At 66.1% G+C, this 15,859-nt stretch carries 15 protein-coding genes and 2 pseudogenes; 6 read left to right on the top strand and 11 right to left on the bottom strand.

Features of this window, described 5'->3' with window-relative positions:
• Nucleotides 1-67: 67 nt before the first annotated feature.
• Together G6N42_RS03760 and G6N42_RS03755 are read left to right on the top strand one after the other, a co-directional pair.
• Nucleotides 68-1,099 (top strand): DUF1214 domain-containing protein, encoded by a 1,032-nt coding sequence (locus G6N42_RS03760; RefSeq protein ID WP_232076467.1) that lies wholly within the window; start codon nt 68-70, stop codon nt 1,097-1,099.
• 47 nt (nt 1,100-1,146) lie between these two features.
• The gene (locus G6N42_RS03755) at nt 1,147-2,277 is read left to right on the top strand and encodes a sulfotransferase family protein (protein WP_232076465.1); all 1,131 of its coding nucleotides are present in this window, start codon (nt 1,147-1,149) and stop codon (nt 2,275-2,277) included.
• Here G6N42_RS03755 and G6N42_RS03750 read toward each other — a convergent pair.
• The 7 genes from G6N42_RS03750 to dxr form a co-directional block, all read right to left on the bottom strand.
• The gene (locus G6N42_RS03750; RefSeq protein ID WP_163726249.1) at nt 2,270-2,878 is read right to left on the bottom strand and encodes a DUF1707 SHOCT-like domain-containing protein; all 609 of its coding nucleotides are present in this window, start codon (nt 2,876-2,878) and stop codon (nt 2,270-2,272) included. The two genes, G6N42_RS03755 and G6N42_RS03750, sit on opposite strands and share 8 nt — an antisense overlap.
• A 50-nt stretch (nt 2,879-2,928) precedes the next feature.
• On the bottom strand, nt 2,929-4,737 hold the full coding sequence (locus G6N42_RS03745) for a penicillin-binding transpeptidase domain-containing protein (protein WP_163726246.1): 1,809 nt from the start codon (nt 4,735-4,737) through the stop codon (nt 2,929-2,931).
• Between the two features lie 113 nt (nt 4,738-4,850).
• Complete coding sequence (locus tag G6N42_RS03740) at nt 4,851-5,510, bottom strand: GNAT family N-acetyltransferase (protein ID WP_163726241.1); 660 nt, start codon at nt 5,508-5,510, stop codon at nt 4,851-4,853.
• A gap of 26 nt (nt 5,511-5,536) precedes the next feature.
• Nucleotides 5,537-6,391, bottom strand: a complete 855-nt coding sequence (locus G6N42_RS03735; RefSeq protein WP_163726238.1) for a GNAT family N-acetyltransferase — start codon at nt 6,389-6,391, stop codon at nt 5,537-5,539.
• A gap of 86 nt (nt 6,392-6,477) precedes the next feature.
• Nucleotides 6,478-7,650: a flavodoxin-dependent (E)-4-hydroxy-3-methylbut-2-enyl-diphosphate synthase gene (ispG, locus tag G6N42_RS03730; RefSeq protein WP_163686077.1), complete on the bottom strand. Its 1,173-nt coding sequence runs from the start codon at nt 7,648-7,650 to the stop codon at nt 6,478-6,480.
• Nucleotides 7,651-7,660: 10 nt separating this feature from the next.
• Nucleotides 7,661-8,875: a M50 family metallopeptidase gene (locus G6N42_RS03725; RefSeq protein WP_163726235.1), complete on the bottom strand. Its 1,215-nt coding sequence runs from the start codon at nt 8,873-8,875 to the stop codon at nt 7,661-7,663.
• Entirely contained in the window at nt 8,872-10,044 is a 1,173-nt protein-coding gene (gene dxr / locus G6N42_RS03720; protein WP_163726233.1) for a 1-deoxy-D-xylulose-5-phosphate reductoisomerase, read from the bottom strand. Before dxr ends, G6N42_RS03725 begins: the two co-directional genes overlap by 4 nt.
• 187 nt (nt 10,045-10,231) lie before the next feature.
• Here dxr and G6N42_RS03715 point away from each other — a divergent pair, with 187 nt between their 5' ends.
• The 3 genes from G6N42_RS03715 (at nt 10,232) to G6N42_RS03705 (ending at nt 13,407) form a co-directional block, all read left to right on the top strand.
• A complete protein-coding gene (locus tag G6N42_RS03715; RefSeq protein ID WP_163726230.1) occupies nt 10,232-10,921 on the top strand; it encodes a fasciclin domain-containing protein in 690 nt (229 codons plus the stop codon).
• Nucleotides 10,922-11,000: 79 nt separating this feature from the next.
• On the top strand, nt 11,001-12,740 hold the full coding sequence (locus tag G6N42_RS03710; RefSeq protein ID WP_163726228.1) for a cytochrome c biogenesis protein CcdA: 1,740 nt from the start codon (nt 11,001-11,003) through the stop codon (nt 12,738-12,740).
• 91 nt (nt 12,741-12,831) lie between these two features.
• Nucleotides 12,832-13,407: a fasciclin domain-containing protein gene (locus tag G6N42_RS03705; protein ID WP_163726226.1), complete on the top strand. Its 576-nt coding sequence runs from the start codon at nt 12,832-12,834 to the stop codon at nt 13,405-13,407.
• A gap of 66 nt (nt 13,408-13,473) precedes the next feature.
• Here G6N42_RS03705 and G6N42_RS03700 read toward each other — a convergent pair.
• A pseudogene (locus G6N42_RS03700) lies at nt 13,474-13,812 on the bottom strand (RNA polymerase sigma factor SigI); the annotation flags it as partial.
• Here G6N42_RS03700 and G6N42_RS31115 point away from each other — a divergent pair.
• Nucleotides 13,812-13,904 (top strand): annotated as a pseudogene (locus tag G6N42_RS31115) (deazaflavin-dependent nitroreductase); the annotation flags it as partial. The pseudogenes G6N42_RS03700 and G6N42_RS31115 sit on opposite strands and share 1 nt — an antisense overlap.
• A gap of 11 nt (nt 13,905-13,915) precedes the next feature.
• Here G6N42_RS31115 and msrB read toward each other — a convergent pair.
• From msrB to G6N42_RS03685, 3 genes are all read right to left on the bottom strand, one after another.
• Nucleotides 13,916-14,410 (bottom strand): peptide-methionine (R)-S-oxide reductase MsrB, encoded by a 495-nt coding sequence (gene msrB / locus G6N42_RS03695; protein ID WP_163726224.1) that lies wholly within the window; start codon nt 14,408-14,410, stop codon nt 13,916-13,918.
• A 125-nt stretch (nt 14,411-14,535) separates the two neighbouring features.
• Nucleotides 14,536-14,946 (bottom strand): ester cyclase, encoded by a 411-nt coding sequence (locus G6N42_RS03690; protein WP_163726222.1) that lies wholly within the window; start codon nt 14,944-14,946, stop codon nt 14,536-14,538.
• A gap of 37 nt (nt 14,947-14,983) precedes the next feature.
• On the bottom strand, nt 14,984-15,853 hold the full coding sequence (locus tag G6N42_RS03685) for a TIGR03619 family F420-dependent LLM class oxidoreductase (RefSeq protein WP_163726220.1): 870 nt from the start codon (nt 15,851-15,853) through the stop codon (nt 14,984-14,986).
• Nucleotides 15,854-15,859: the final 6 nt, after the last annotated feature.

Here is a 15,859-nt window from a genome sequence, read left to right as displayed (position 1 = left end):
CACTGTGGACATTGATGGCAACACGGCCGCGCCGAGAACCCTGGAATCGTGGCAGTTGGTTCAGCAGATGCTGGCCGACCTCACCAAGTCGGTGACCGCGGACGCAATCGACGAGCGGGAGCTCATCGAGGGCCTCCAGGTCGTCGCGAAGATCATCGGACTGTGCTCGGAACTGTCCGTCCAGGCCGACCCCGAACGACCGGCATTCTTCGACATGTGCCCCGACACTCGGATGATCGGGGGCCCCAACCCCGACGGCCGCTACCTGTTGGCGATGATCCGCGGCGACCGCGCCTACCGCGTCACCGGCACCCGCGGCACTACCGCCTACCTCGGCTACCAGGTGCTCGCCGGCACCGGCCTGACGCCGCGACGGATGTCGGGATACGTCAGCGACACCGACCTCGTAATCGACTCCGGCAAGTTCGAATTGCTGTTCTCCCCCACCGAGCCGTCGAGCGAAGTGCTCGGTTCGGCGCAGTGGGTGTCCATCCCGGAGGACGCCTCGTCGATCGTCGTCCGCGAGTACGTCGGCGACGTCGCGACCGAAGAACCCGCCACCATGCATATCGAATCCCTCGACCCCGATCCGCTGCGTCCGATCACCGATGACGTTGCCGCACAACAGTTCACCGCGATGGCATGGACGATCGTCAAGCTGGCGACGATGCACCGCACGATCAAGCCTGAACTGCTCGATCAGCCGAACACGCTGATGACCGCCGGGGCCGCCGAACTCGGCGCCGCCGACACCACACCCGACAACCTCTACATGATCGGCACCTTTGGGCTCGAACCCGACGAGTCGCTCGTGCTCGAGATCCAGCCACCCGACACGCGGTACTGGAACGTGACGCTGGAGAGCATCTGGCACGAGTGCCTGGAACCCCGGCATCGCCATAGCTCCGTCACCAACAAGGGGGTCGCGCCGGTCGACGACGGTACCGTGCGAATTGCCATCGGCGCCAAAGACTTCGGTCATGGCCACTGGCTGGACACCGGCGGTCGGCGCAGGGGCTTCGTCGTGCTCCGATGGCTCGACAACCCCGCCCCACCGGAGGTCAAGACCAGCGTCCGGCGCGGCGGGGCCGTGTCGTGACCGGCGAGCGTTTCCAACCCGACCTGCTCGTCGAGCAGGCGTGCGAGATGGCGGGCAGTGACGACTTCGGCGGCGACGACAGTTGGCGCGAAGGGCTCAATCTGTTGTGCGACGGACTGGTCGCCGAGGCACGCCTGAACGATCTCGGCGTCGAGATCGCGGTGCTCGACATCATCCGGCCCATGGTCAGCCGACTGCAGATCACCAAGTGGCGCAAGGAGAATCCCGCCGTTGCCGCCCAGCAGATCAGCAGGCCCATATTCATCGTCGGGCAGCCACGCACCGGCACCACGATCCTGTTCGACCTCCTCGCGCAGGACCCCGAGCTTCGGCCCCCGCTGACCTGGGAGGTGGACAACCCACACCCCCTACCCCGGCCGGAGACGTATGCCACTGACCCCCGCATCGCCGAAACCCAGGCGAGCATCGAGATGTCCGAGCAGATCGTTCCCGGACTACTGGCGTTCCATCCGATGGGCGCACTTCATGGCCAGGAGTGTGTACGGATCACCGCGGGCCAGTTCTGCAGCATGATCTTCTCCGTGCAGTACCGCCTGCCGACGTACTACCGGTGGCTCCTGTACGACGCCGACTACCGCCCTGCCTATCGCTATCACCGAACGTTCCTGCAGCACCTGCAATCCGGGGTGCCCGGCGGATCCTGTTCATGGCTGCTGAAGTCGCCCGCGCATCTGTGGCAGCTCGATACGCTGGTCGCCGAATATCCCGACGCGGTCATCGTGCAGAACCACCGCGACCCGCTCAACGTGATCTCGTCGATCAGCGCACTGACCCACCACCTGCGCCGTCTCGCGTCCGACGACAGTTCGATCACCGACTGCGCGGGGCAGTCATGCGAAGAGATCGTGGTCGGCCTCGAACGGGGGATGAAACTGCGGGATTCAGAGGCGCTGGCCGGACATCGGATCGTCGACGTACAGTTCGCCGATTTCATCCGCGACCCGTTCACCACCATTCGCGCGCTGTATGCCGAACTCGGACGCGAACTTTCGCCCGTCGCCGAGCAGAACATGCGCGCGTTCCTGGCCGCCCACCCCGGCGACGGCGGCGGTGGCCGCTACACGTGGGACGACACGGGGCTTGATGCCGGTGCGGTGCGTGAGCAGGTGCGCGAATATCAGCAGCGGTTCGGGGTCCCCTACGAACCGCTCAAGTGATGCGCCCGAAGCGCAGCCCTTTACGCGGCCCACGAATGTCGACGGATCCGCAGACCACCTTGCCGGTGAGGATGACGTGCGGATTGCCTTCGGCGGGTGCGTCCTTGCGGTGATCGTGAGCGCTACCGACGACCACCTCGACGTCGTCGATCGATGCGCTGGCGCCGTCGGGCAGCCGAAGGTCGAGCCCACCGAACTTCAGGTCGAGTTCCACCACGACGATGGACCCTGCGAAGCGCGCTTTGGTCAGGTCGAGGTCAACCGAGCCCACCCGCCGATGTAACGCCAACCGCGTCGGCACGGTCCACTCCCCCTGGCGCTTGAGCGAACCGAGCACGCCCCGTAACTCCACGCGGTCGGTGGCCGTCGTGACGATAGCGCCAGGTCCGGGTAGATCACCGACGAGGTTGTCGAGGTCGGTGTGCAGCCGCGCACTCGACACCAACGCCGAGCGCTCCTCGAATTCGTCGATGTCGATCAGCCCGAGGGCGACGGCGTTGTGCAGCCGGCGCAACGTCCCGTTGCGATCCGCATCGGAGATGCGCATCGCTGCCTGCGCGTCGGAGATGCGCGTCCCAGAGTGGTCGTCGAGCCCTGTCATAACGGTTCAACGGTACCGCCGCGGCCGTTTGGGATCGAACCCATGCGGGCTCAGGCCAGGTAGCTCGGCGGCAGCGAGTCGAACATGAGCTTGAGCATCCGCACCGCGTACTCCGAGGATCCGCCGCCGACGATCAGCGCCGCGAACGCCATGTCGCCGCGGTAGCCGGCGAACCACGAATGCGAGCCACCCGCGAACTCCGCCTCACCGGTCTTACCCCGCACGTCACCCGCGCCCTGGAGATCCTTGGCAGTGCCGTTGGTGACAACCAACCGCATCATCGGCCGCAGGCCGTCGAGAATCTTCGGACTTATCGGGGTCTGATCGCCGGTGACCTGGGTTTGGCGGCCTTCGATCAGTTGTGGCACAGGCGTTTTCCCGGCTGCGACGGTCGCCGCCGCCAGTGCCATGCCGAAGGGGCTGACGACGACCTTGCCCTGGCCGAAGCCGTCCTCGGTACGTTCGGCGAGGTCCACCGTCGGCGGTACCGAGCCGGTGACGGTGGTCATACCCTCGATCGTGTAATCCGTGCCGATGCCGTACTTGGCGGCTGCCTGCGTCAACCCGCGCGGCGGCATGCGGCTGGCCAGTTCTGCGAAGGTCGTGTTGCACGAACTGGCGAACGCCCGCGACATCGGCACGGTGCCGAGATCGAACCCACCGTAATTGGGCACGGTGCGATGGCCGATGTCCATGGTGCCCGGGCAGGGCAGCAGCGTGTTGGGCGTGGCCATGTCACGCTCCATCGCCGCCCCCGCGGTGACCATCTTGAACGTCGACCCCGGCGGGTACAGGCCCGTGGTGGCCAGCGGCCCCTGCGCGTTGGCCGAGGCGTTCTGCGCGACGCCCAGGATCTCGCCGGTGGACGGCTTGATCGCCACGATCATCGCGGGCTTACCGGTGAAGTTGACGGCGTTCTGCGCGGCGTTCTGCACGGCCCGGTCGAGGCTGATCGTGATCGACGGCGCCGGCTCGCCCGCCACCTCGTTGAGCACGTCGACATCGACGTTGTTCTGATTGACGCTCACCACGCGCCATCCGGCTTGCCCGTCGAGCTCGTCGACCACCGCCTTCTTGACCTCGTTGACGATCGCAGGCGCGAATGTCTCATCGGTCGGCAGCAATTCGGCCTGCGCCGTGATCACCACGCCGGGCAGCTGCCCGATCGCGCCCGCCACCCGGTCGTGGTCGGACTGCCGAAGCGTGATCAGGTACATCGGCTTCTTCGACGAACTTGCCTGCTCGGCGAGGCGCTGCGGATCCAGCGTGTTGTCGAACGGCCGCAGCGCATCGACGACCGCGCGTGACGTCGTCATCAGCGAACCGGCCGCCGCCTGCGCGTCGAGCGAGAAGCTGTAGAGGTAGCCGGGCACCAGGACGTCGGTGCCGCCGCGTTCGTTGACCGAGGCCCGCCGGGGCGGGTCGGCGCGCAGCGCCAGCGTCTGGTTCTCGCCGAGCTTCGGGTGCAGGCCGGTGGCACTCCAGCGCACTTCCCAGCGGCCCTCGTTGCGGACCAAGTTGAGCTGCCCGTCGTAGGTCCACATGCGGTCCTTGGGCAGATGCCAGGTGTAGCGGTAGGCGACACTGCCGGTGTCCTCGGCGTACTTCGAGCTGAGGATCTGGGCGTCGAGGTGGGTGGCCTGCAGGCCGGCCCACGCGTTGTTGAGCGCTTGGCGCGCATCGGCGGGCCGGTCACTCAATTCGGCGGCGGCACCGGTGTCCCCGGCGATCAACGCGGCGAAGAACTGCTCAGCCGTCGGCTCGGGCCCGTCGGGCTTGGGTGTACAGGCCGGCCCGAAGGTGATGACCACCGCCGCGACCATCAGGAGGGCGGTAACACGTGATACTGAAGTTGCCATTGAGGCAGATGTTACGAATCCGAGACCTCAAGATCGTGGAGGCGCGCAACGAATTCCACGAATTGCAGAGAAAGTCCGAGAGCAGGCCTGCAAATCGTTGATTTCGATGTGGGCTACGCGCCCGCGGCCGGCGCCCGGACCACCAACGGCACGGCAGGGAAATAGGCGGCCATCTCCGAGCGCGACTTGCGAAGCACCGAGGTGCCGTAGCCCTGCTTGCGGTAGTCCGGGTGGATCCAGATCCGGACGTTGACCTCACCGGCGACGAGATCGCCGAAGACCATGCCGATCTTCTGCGGACCGTGGATCGCGACCAGCCATGCCGCGTCCTCGGCGTCGACGCGCTGCAGCCCGGCCTGGATCTCGTCCTCGAGCTCGCCGGCGGGCGCACGCGAACCGTCGCCCGCCTCCTGTACGTCGGCGGTGCGCGCGGCGAAGATGTCGCGATCGGCGTCGGCGGCGAAGGGCCGCAGCACTATGGCATCGACCGAACTCGCGGGCTCACCCCTGGTGAAGCTCAGCTGATTGTTCAGGTCCTCGAGTTCGGCCGCGATTTTCCGGCGCGAAACCTTGGTGAGCCGATCGAACGACAACCGCAGCACGGCCTCGGCAGCGGAGGTCGAGGTGCCGAGATGGCTTGCGATTGCCCCGATCGCGGCGTCGTAGTCCTCGGCTTTCACGACGACATCGAGTAGCTCATGACGCTGCTCGAGCGCGCGCACCAGCGCGTCGGCGATTTCGCGGCGCGCAACTCTGGGATCGTCGTCAGTCATGCCCCGAGCGTAGAGGCACGCGAGAATCAGTCGAGCAGAACGGTCGCGAACGTGCCGACCTGGGTGAAGCCAATCCGGTCATAGGTGGCGCGGGCCACGGTGTTGAAGCTGTTGACGTACAAGCTCGCGGTGCGGCCACTACGGACGACCGCCGACGCCAGGGTCGCCGTGCCCGCGGTGCCGATCCCGTGACCGCGCCAATCGGGATGCACCCATACGCCCTGGATCTGGCCGACGGACGGCGACTGGGAGCCGACCTCCGCCTTGAAGACCACCTGGCCGCGTTCGAAGCGGGCCCACGCGCGGCCGGCGGCGATCAACCCCGCGACGCGGCGCCGGTAGCCGCGGCCGCCGTCACCGATCCGCGGGTCGATGCCGACCTCGCCGATGAACATGTCGATGGCCGCGACCAGGTATGCATCGAGCTCGTCGGCACGTACCTGGCGGACATGCGGGTCGATCGCGCAGATGGGTGGAGTGCTCAGCGCCATCAGCGGTTGATGCTCGCGCACGTCGCGGGCAGCGCCCCAGGCGTGCTCGAGCCGCTGCCACATCGGGAGCACCATCTCGGCGCGGCCGACCAGAGACGAACAACGCCGAGCGGCGCTCATCGCCTTGTCGGCGAACGCATACATGTCGTCGACGCCGCCGCGCAGCGGGATCAGGTTCGCCCCTGCGTAACAGAGGGATTCGGTGGGACGCCGACGGGTCCACAGCTCGCCGCCGATCGCTGCGGGTTCGATGCCGTGCTCGACCACTCGCGATGCCACCATGCAGCTGCCGACCGGATCTTCGTCCAGGACGCGGTACACCTCACCCGCTTCGCGTACCAAAGAAACCCGTCGTTCATCGACGCGGCGAAACAGCGGAGGAGCCGACATGGAGACTCTTTCTAACCGATCCGTGACGGTGCGGTGACCCCGCTCAATGTCGCCGCCGGAGCGGCTCCGTGCTCACAGGGTCCCCCTCAGCTTACGGTCACGACCGGCGAACCGCTGGCGTCTGATCCGGACGCCGGGCCCATTTCTTCGGCGATGCGCATCGCCTCTTCGATCAGCGTCTCGACGATCTGGTGCTCGGGAACGGTCTTGATGACCTCACCCTTGACGAAGATCTGGCCCTTACCGTTGCCGGACGCCACGCCGAGGTCGGCCTCGCGCGCCTCACCCGGGCCGTTCACGACGCAGCCCATGACCGCGACGCGCAGCGGAACCTCCATGCCTTCCAGACCGGCGGTCACCTCGTTGGCCAGGGTGTAGACGTCGACCTGCGCGCGGCCACACGACGGGCACGACACGATCTCCAGACCACGCGGCCGCAGATTCAGCGATTCGAGGATCTGGTTGCCGACCTTGACCTCTTCGGCGGGCGGCGCGGACAGCGAGACACGGATGGTGTCGCCGATGCCCTTGGACAGCAGCGCTCCGAACGCGACAGCGGACTTGATGGTGCCCTGGAACGCCGGCCCGGCCTCGGTCACGCCGAGATGCAGCGGGTAGTCGCTCTTCGATGCCAGCAGTTCGTAGGCCGCGACCATGACGACGGGATCGTTGTGCTTGACGCTGATCTTGATATCGCCGAAGCCGTGCTCCTCGAACAGCGAGGCCTCCCAGAGCGCGGACTCGACCAGCGCCTCCGGCGTGGCCTTGCCGTATTTCTCCATGAATCGCTTGTCCAGCGAGCCGGCGTTGACGCCGATACGGATCGGAATGCCCGCTGCCCCTGCCGCTTTGGCGACTTCCCCGACCCGGCCGTCGAATTCCTTGATGTTGCCGGGATTCACGCGCACCGCCGCACAGCCCGCGTCGATCGCGGCGAAGATGTACTTGGGCTGGAAGTGGATGTCGGCGATGACGGGGATCTTCGACTTCTTCGCGATCGCGGGCAGCGCGTCGGCGTCTTCCTGTCGCGGGCACGCGACGCGCACGATGTCGCAGCCCGAGGCCGTCAGCTCGGCGATCTGCTGCAGGGTCGCGTTGATGTCGTGTGTCTTCGTGGTGCACATCGACTGCACGGCGATCGGATAGTCACTACCCACGCCGACGTCGCCCACCATGAGCTGGCGCGTCTTGCGGCGCGGGGACAGGGTCGGCGCCGGTGGCGCCGGTATCCCCAGACCGATGCTTTGCGTGGAGGTCACGAGTCTTCTCCTACTGGAACAACCTGATCGGGTTGACCAAGTCAGCGGTGACGGTCAGCAGCATGTATCCGACCACCACGAACAGAATGACGTAGGTGGCCGGCATCAGCTTGAGGTAGTTGACGGGTGCCGCGGCCACCTTGCCGCGCGCCGACCGGATCATATTGCGGATCTTCTCGTACCACGCAACGGCGATGTGCCCGCCATCGAAGGGCAGAAGCGGCACCAGGTTGATCGCGCCGAGCACGAAGTTGAGCTGGGCCAGGAAGAACCAGAACGCGACCCACAGCCCGGCGTCCACGGTGTCGCCGCCGATGATGCTGGCGCCGACGACGCTGATGGGCGTTTCCGGGTCACGCTCCCCGCCGCCGATCGAGTGCACCAGCGCACCGATCTTGGTCGGGATCTTGGCCAGTGACTTGGCCAGTTCGACGGCCAGGTCCCCGGTGAACGCGAAGGTGGCCGGGACCGCAGACAACGGGTTGTACTGCGTCGGCCCGAAGTACGCGGCGGCGATACCGATGGCGCCGACGGTCGTGGGCTGGTCGCCCTCGCCGGTGAACCGCTGCGTGCGGGTGACGTCGACGACCGCGCTGGAGGGCTGTCCGTCCCGCTCGTAGACGACGGTGGTCGGTCCGGAGGCCTGCTGCAGTGCGGTCCTGGCTTCGTCGAAGGTGCTGACGGGCGTGTCGCCCACCTTGACGATCACGTCGCCGGCACGAATACCGGCCTCGGCGGCCGGTCCGGGACCGGTGCAGTCAGCCACCTCGTCCTTGCTGATTTGCGCTGCGACACAACCGGTTTCACCGACGATGGCCTGGGTGGGCGGATGCAGGTTGGGCAGCCCCCAGATCACCGCGATGGCATAGATGAGCACGAGGCCGACGACGAAGTTCATGGCGGGGCCGGCGGCCAGCACAGCGGTGCGTTTCCACGTCTTCTGCCGGTACATCGCGTACTGCCGGTCCTCGGGCGCGATTTCGTCGACCGAGGTCATCCCGGCGATGTCGCAGAAGCCGCCCAACGGGATGGCCTTGACTCCGTACTCGGTTTCACCCAGCTTGTTGGGCCGCCGCGTCGACCACAGCGTGGGTCCGAAGCCGACGAAGTAGCGACGCACCTTCATCCCGGTGGCGCGCGCCACCCACATGTGGCCGCATTCGTGCAGTGCAACCGACAAGAGGATGCACAACGCGAACGCGATGATGCCGAGCACGAACATCATGTGGTGAGTAGTCCTTTTCTTGAAATCTCCCGCTCGACTTCGCGCTTTGCCCGGTCGCGGGCCCAGCGCTGAGCATCGAGTACCTCATCCACGGTAGCGGGTTCGGTGGCCCACTGGTCCGCAGCGCGCAGGACCTCGGCGATTGTTCCCACGATGGCCGGAAATCGGATGCTCCCGTCGAGGAAGGCGGCCGCGGCCTCCTCATTCGCTGCGTTGTAGACCGCGGTGAGGCAGCCACCGCGCTGGCCGGCCTGCCTGGCGAGGTCGACGGCCGGGAACACCTCGTCGTCCAGCGGTAGGAACTCCCAGGTCGAGGCGGTGCGGAAGTCGCAAGCCGACGCTGCGGCCGGCACCCGGGCCGGCCAGCCCAGTGCCAGCGCGATCGGCAGCTTCATATCGGGCGGACTGGCCTGGGCCAGCGTCGACCCGTCGGTGAAGGTGACCATCGAGTGCACGATCGACTGCGGATGGACGACCACCTCGATGCGGGCGTAGTCGATGCCGAACAGCAGATGCGTCTCGATCAGTTCGAGGCCTTTGTTGACAAGGGTGGCCGAGTTGAGCGTGTTCATCGGACCCATCGACCAGGTGGGGTGCTTGCCCGCCTGCTCTGGGGTGACGGAGTCGAGATCGCCCGCCGACCAGCCCAGGAAGGGACCGCCCGATGCCGTGAGCACGATCGTCGCGACTTCGTCTTCGGTGCCGCCGCGCAGGCACTGCGCCATCGCGGAGTGTTCCGAGTCCACGGGCACGATCTGGCCGGGTTTGGCCGCCTTGAGCACCAGCGGCCCGCCCGCTACCAGTGACTCCTTGTTGGCGAGCGCTAGCCTGGCGCCGCTGTTCAGGGCCGCCAGCGTGGGTTTGAGGCCGAGTGCGCCGACGAGCGCGTTGAGCACGACGTCCGCTTCGGTGTTCTCGACGAGGTGGGTGGCCGCATCGGGTCCCGCATAGGTCACATCACCGACCTGCGCGGCCGATGCCTCGTCGGCGATGGCGACGTTCGTCACCCCCGTCTCGGCGAGCTGCTGGGCCAGCAGGCGCGGGTTGCCGCCACGCGCCGCGAGTCCCACGACCTCGAAGCGGTCCGGGTTGGCGGCGATGACCTCCAGCGCCTGGGTGCCGATCGACCCGGTACTTCCGAGGATCAGCACGCGCTGCCTGTTGGTCACCGAACCATTGTGACGCCCCGGGTGCGCCACAGTCCCGTCCGCTGGGGCCGTCGCCGCTCGACGGCGCCAAATGTGACGCAATTGTGACCACCCGACAAACCGGCGATCCGTGCGTCACGTCACATCGAATCCCCTTCGTCACACACAGGACGGCAACACGGTCGTCCGACACAAGGGATGGGAACCCATGAGAACACTTCACCGTAAGACGGTCGCCGCTGCCGGCCTGGGCGCACTCGCAATCTTCGGCGCAGTCTCGTGCTCCAGCGACAGTTCGTCCGAGGCATCATCAGAGGCCGAGTCCACCACGTCGGCCGCTACCGCGACCATGACATCGTCGGCACCCGCCTCGCCCACCAGCGCGATGGCCGATCCCGCCGCGAACCTCGTGGGCAACGGCTGCGCGGCCTACGCCGAGCAGGTGCCGGAGGGCCCGGGATCGGTGACGGGCATGGCGCAGGATCCAGTCGCGGTCGCGGCGTCCAACAACCCGATGCTCAAGACGCTGACACAGGCGCTGTCGGGTCAGCTCAATCCCAACGTCAACCTCGTCGAAACGCTGAACAGCAATCCCGCGCTGACGGTGTTCGCGCCGACCGACGACGCGTTCGCCAAGATCGATGCGGCCACTCTCGAGACGTTGAAGACCGATTCGGATCTGCTGACCAGCATCCTGACCTATCACGTGGTCGAGGGCCAGGCCAGCCCCTCGGCAGTCGCCGGTGAGCACAAGACCCTCGAAGGCGGATCGGTGAACGTCACCGGGGCCGGTCCCGAACTGAAGGTCAATGACGCCGGATTGGTGTGCGGTGGTGTGCAGACCGCCAATGCGACGGTCTACATGATCGACACCGTGCTGATGCCCCCGGCCAGCTAGGCCACATTCCCCCTTCATCACCGCGAGCTGGGCCCCCGACTCGACGTGGGGCCCAGCTCGTCGTATCTAGGAAACGTCCATGTTCACGCTTGCACTGATCGGCTTTCTGGGCGGATTGATCACCGGCATCTCGCCGTGCATCCTTCCCGTCCTGCCGGTGATCTTCTTCTCCGGCACGCAGAGCAGCGGTGCTGCCGCGTCCGGCAGTGCAGGCGGTGTGGCCGTCGCCACCAAGCCCGCACTATCGGACCGGTTGCGGCCCTACCGTGTGATCGCGGGTCTGGTCTTGAGTTTCAGCGTGGTCACGCTGGCGGGCTCCGCACTGCTGTCGCTGCTGCACCTACCGCAGGATGCCATCCGCTGGGTCGCGCTAGTCGCCTTGGTGATGATCGGCGCCGGGCTGATCTTCCCGAAATTCGAGGCGCTGCTGGAGAAGCCGTTCTCCAAACTGCCGCAGAAGCAGTTCGGCTCCGGCAGTAGCGGTTTCGGTCTCGGCCTCGCGCTGGGCGTGCTGTACGTACCGTGCGCCGGACCGGTGCTGGCGGCCATCGTCATCGCCGGGGCGACAGGAACGATCGGCCTTCCCACCATCGTGCTGACCCTGGCGTTCGCCGTCGGCGCGGCGTTGCCGCTGTTGTTCTTCGCCCTGGCAGGCCGCCGTGTCGCCGAGCGGGTGGCGGCGTTCCGGCGCCGCCAGCGCGAGATCCGTATCACCGCTGGCATTGTGACCATCCTGCTGGCCGTGGCCCTCGCGTTCAACGTCCCGGCCGCGCTGCAACGTGCGATCCCGGACTACACCGGCACGCTGCAGGAGCGCGTCGGCGGCGACGAGCAGATCCGCGAGAAGCTCAACCTTGCAGGCCTGGTCAACGATCAGAACAGAGAGCTGGCGAACTGCAGTGACGGCGCCCCTGAGCTGGAAAGCTGCGGTACCGCACCGGACATCAAGAACATCACCGCTTGGCTGAACACCCCGAACGGCTCGGCGGTCGACCTGAAGTCGTTGCGCGGCAAGGTGGTACTCGTCGACTTCTGGGCGTACTCGTGCATCAACTGCCAGCGCGCCGCACCGCACCTCGTCGACTGGTACGACAGCTACCGCGACGTCGGTTTCGAGGTGATCGGCGTGCACACGCCGGAGTACGCATTCGAACGCGTCGAAGGCAACGTCGCCTCGGGCGCAGAAGATCTGGGCATCACCTATCCCGTCGCGTTGGACAACGGCTATTCGACGTGGACGAACTACCGCAACCGCTACTGGCCGGCCAAGTACCTCATCGACGCGTCGGGCACGGTGCGCCATATCAAGTTCGGAGAGGGCGACTACGACGTCACCGAGCGCCTGATACGCCAGCTGATCTCGGAGGCCAACCCATCGGCGCAGCTGCCGCCACCGGTCGACGCCCAAGACACGACTCCATCGGAGGAGACGACACCCGAGACTTATCTCAGTGTCGGCAAGGTGGTCAACTACGGCGGCACCGGCACGTATGACGAGGGATCATTCAATTTCAGCTATCCACAACAACTTCCCGATGACAGTTTTGCGCTGACCGGCGACTGGGCGCTCGACTACCAGGGTGCGACGTCACGGAGCGACAACTCCGGTATCGCGCTGAACTATCACGCCAAAGACGTCTACATCGTGGCCGGCGGCAACGGTACGTTGACCGTCACCCGCAACGGCGCGGAATCCACCGTGCCGATCAGCGGCCCGCCGACACTGCATCAGATCGCCGCTGATCCCGATGTGACACGCGGACGACTCGACGTCGAGGTGCCAGCCGGATTGCAGATCTTTTCGTTTACCTACGGCTGATGACCAATCCGCACCGCGCACGGCTCCGAATAACCCATGACGTCAAAAACGAGGCGGCATAAGCCGTCCCCAACGAAAGGAAGCGAATTTCATGTACGCAAAGAAAACTTTGGGGGTCGGCTTCGCCGCGATTGCCGCTCTCGGATTGTCCCTCGGCACGGCGACGAGCGCGCAGGCCGAGATGGTCGGTACCGGCTGTTCGGCCTACGCGCAGCAGGTTCCGACGGGTCCCGGCTCCGTTCAGGGCATGGCAATGGACCCGGTAGCCGTGGCCGCGTCGAATAACCCGATGCTGACCACGCTCACCAAAGCGATTTCCGGACAATTGAATCCGCAGGTGAACCTCGTCGACACCCTCAACGGCGGCCAGTTCACGGTATTCGCTCCCACCGACGCTGCGTTCGCGAAGATCGATCCGGCGACCATCGAGAAGCTCAAGACCGACGCTCCCCTGCTCACCAGCATCCTGACCTACCACGTGGTACCCGGTCAGGCCGGTCCCGCGCAGGTCGCCGGGACCCACAAGACGGTGCAGGGCGCCGACGTGACCGTCACCGGCATGGGTAACGACCTGCGGGTCAACGACGCATCCGTGGTCTGCGGTGGGGTGCAGACAGCCAACGCCACCGTCTACCTGATCGACACCGTGCTGATGCCGCCGATGTAACTTGCGGCGCAACCTGAACCAGGAAGACAACCCGTGCACCCCCGGCACGGGTTGTCTTCCGTTCAGTTATCGGGGTAGCGCGGCCGAGGGGTCCACGGCTGCCTCGATCTTGAGAATCATGTTGTCCCGCAACGTGAATACCAGCACCGCGAAGAATCGACGGTCCATGAATGCCAACACCGTCGGCTGGCCTGCCGGCCCACTGACAAGCGTGGCGCCCTGGCCGAGGTAGCGCAGCAGATTGACTGCGACATCCTTCGAGCCGTGGCTGATCTGTGGCGGCAGGGCTCCGTCGCCGACGATGGTGCCGACCCCCCAGACCGCCGAATCCAGGATCGCGGTCAGCGCTCGCAGGTCGCCGTTGGCGCACGCGGTGATGAACGTCTCGGTGACCAGTTGATGTTCGACGATCGGGACTGCTGCGCGAGGGCACACCAGACGAATTCGAGGCGCTTGCAGGCGAACTGGCGGTCTTCCGCTTCGATCCGCGGGACTAGGCTTCGGCGGCTCAGGTGGAACGGAAGGCCATGGCGTCGCCGTTCATACAGTAGCGAAGCCCCGTGGGTTGCGGACCGTCGTCGAACACATGGCCGAGGTGTCCGCCACAGCTGCGGCACAGAACCTCGGTGCGGGACATGCCGATGCTGTCGTCGGGGCGCTCGAGTACGGCGCTGCCCAGAGGTTGCCAGAAGCTGGGCCACCCGGTGCCACTGTCGAACTTGGTCTCGGATGAGAACAGATCTGATCCACAGCCGGCGCAACTGAAGACACCGTGTCCGTGTTCGTCGTTGAGCGGACTGCTGTATGGCATCTCGGTGCCCGCGCTTCTGAGCACGTAGTACTGGTCAGCCGACAACAGGTCTCGCCACTCGGCGTCGGTGTGGGTGACGTCGAATTCGTCGGGCGGACTGGCCATCGCCGACCGCGCAGCGGCGGTCGTCACGACGAGGGTGGCACCCACGGCTGCTGCACCGGCCAAAAAGTTGCGTCTCGACAGGTCCATCGCATCCACCCATTTCAGCCGGCTCCACACCGAGATTACGCCGCTCGCGATCGCGTGAACGGTGCGATGGACAGCCGTGTCACAGAACGATAAGAACTATTTGCAGAACCGGGCGAAGCCCGCCCCTATGCGCCACGCAGCTGTTGATACAGCCCATGCATGTCGAGTTGTCCACGATGGGTCACGAGCATGTCGCCCTGAAACCGGTCGATGTGGATGCCGGCCACCGACACCGCTTTTCCGGTCGGCGCGATGCCACGGAACAGGCCGGTATGAGTGCCAACGAACCGGCAGCGGGATACGCCGTGGGAACCGTCCACGAGTACCTCGTCGAGTTCGTGGCGCCCGTCGGGAAAGGCCGTGAAGAATTCGTCCAGGCGGCCGATCCATTCGTGCCATCCGACCGGTCCCTCCCCGCCGACCTCCACGACCACCCGCTGCGACACCACGGCCTCGAGCGTCGCCCGGTCGTTTCGGTCGATGGCCGCATAGAGGCAGTGCACGAGATCGCGGATCTCGTTGCCTTCAAAACTCATGCGCGATCCGCCTCCGTCTTCTCGCTGGCCCTCATGCTCACCGCACCTTTCCGATGATCTCCTGCGCGAACCGCTCGATGGGCTCGCGGTAGCGTTCGACGTCGTCACCAGGCAGGTCCGCGCCCATCCACGGGGCGCACATCACGGCGGTGATGCCCGCGTCCTGCGCCCGTTTATAGAGATCCGGCGACGGTGGTTCCATCAACGCCAACATGACGTCGAAAGGCTCGCTGGCCCTGCCATATTCGTGGCGCAGCTTGGTGATCTTGTCCGCATAGGACACCGCTTCGTCCCATCCGTAGGCGTAGCCCACCCAGCCGTCGCAGAGCTTCGCCGCGCGCCGAAGCGCCGCTTCCGATTCACCGCCGCAGTGGATGGGGACGGGCACCTCCGGATGAGGCTCGATCATCATCTCGGGCACCTGGTAGTACTCCCCGCTCCAGGACACCCAGCCGCCACCCCACAGTGCGCGCAATGCCGGGATCATCTCGTTGAGCCGCCTACCGCGGGTCGTGAAATCCTGGCCCAGCATCTCGTACTCCTCGCGCATCCACCCGACACCCACGGCCAGCGACACCCGCCCCTGTGACAGCACAGCGGCCGTGGCGACCTGTTTGGCCACTTCCAGCAGCGGTCGCGCAGGCGCGACGTAGACCGCGTTGGAGAAGCGCAACCGGCTTGTCACCGCCGCCATCGCGCCGATCTGCACCCAGCAGTCCGGCCATGCCGTCTCGGGTTCCCACGGGGGCTTACCGCTGGGATGGTCCGGGTAGGGCGAGGAAAGGTCACGGGGGTAGATGAGGTGGTCGGCAGTCACCATGCCGTCGTAGCCGGCATCGTCGAGCATGCGTGCCAGCGGCAGGATTTCTGACGTTTTCATGAACGGAGTGCCCGACCAAAACTGCATCCTGTT

The sequence above is a fragment of the Mycobacterium gallinarum genome (genome assembly GCF_010726765.1).
In the GTDB taxonomy this organism is placed as follows: Bacteria; Actinomycetota; Actinomycetes; order Mycobacteriales; family Mycobacteriaceae; genus Mycobacterium; species Mycobacterium gallinarum.
Note: the sequence above shows the minus strand (reverse complement) of the source record. Positions and strands in the feature narration are given on the sequence as shown.

Coding starts and splice junctions, on each gene's coding strand:
- G6N42_RS03760 (WP_232076467.1), top strand. CDS start 68: ATGCTGGCCGACCTCACCAAGTCGGTGACCGCGGACGCAATCGACGAG.
- G6N42_RS03755 (WP_232076465.1), top strand. CDS start 1,147: ATGGCGGGCAGTGACGACTTCGGCGGCGACGACAGTTGGCGCGAAGGG.
- G6N42_RS03750 (WP_163726249.1), bottom strand. CDS start 2,878: ATGACAGGGCTCGACGACCACTCTGGGACGCGCATCTCCGACGCGCAG.
- G6N42_RS03745 (WP_163726246.1), bottom strand. CDS start 4,737: ATGGCAACTTCAGTATCACGTGTTACCGCCCTCCTGATGGTCGCGGCG.
- G6N42_RS03740 (WP_163726241.1), bottom strand. CDS start 5,510: ATGACTGACGACGATCCCAGAGTTGCGCGCCGCGAAATCGCCGACGCG.
- G6N42_RS03735 (WP_163726238.1), bottom strand. CDS start 6,391: ATGTCGGCTCCTCCGCTGTTTCGCCGCGTCGATGAACGACGGGTTTCT.
- G6N42_RS03725 (WP_163726235.1), bottom strand. CDS start 8,875: ATGATGTTCGTGCTCGGCATCATCGCGTTCGCGTTGTGCATCCTCTTG.
- G6N42_RS03715 (WP_163726230.1), top strand. CDS start 10,232: ATGAGAACACTTCACCGTAAGACGGTCGCCGCTGCCGGCCTGGGCGCA.
- G6N42_RS03710 (WP_163726228.1), top strand. CDS start 11,001: ATGTTCACGCTTGCACTGATCGGCTTTCTGGGCGGATTGATCACCGGC.
- G6N42_RS03705 (WP_163726226.1), top strand. CDS start 12,832: ATGTACGCAAAGAAAACTTTGGGGGTCGGCTTCGCCGCGATTGCCGCT.
- msrB (WP_163726224.1), bottom strand. CDS start 14,410: ATGGACCTGTCGAGACGCAACTTTTTGGCCGGTGCAGCAGCCGTGGGT.
- G6N42_RS03690 (WP_163726222.1), bottom strand. CDS start 14,946: ATGAGTTTTGAAGGCAACGAGATCCGCGATCTCGTGCACTGCCTCTAT.
- G6N42_RS03685 (WP_163726220.1), bottom strand. CDS start 15,853: ATGCAGTTTTGGTCGGGCACTCCGTTCATGAAAACGTCAGAAATCCTG.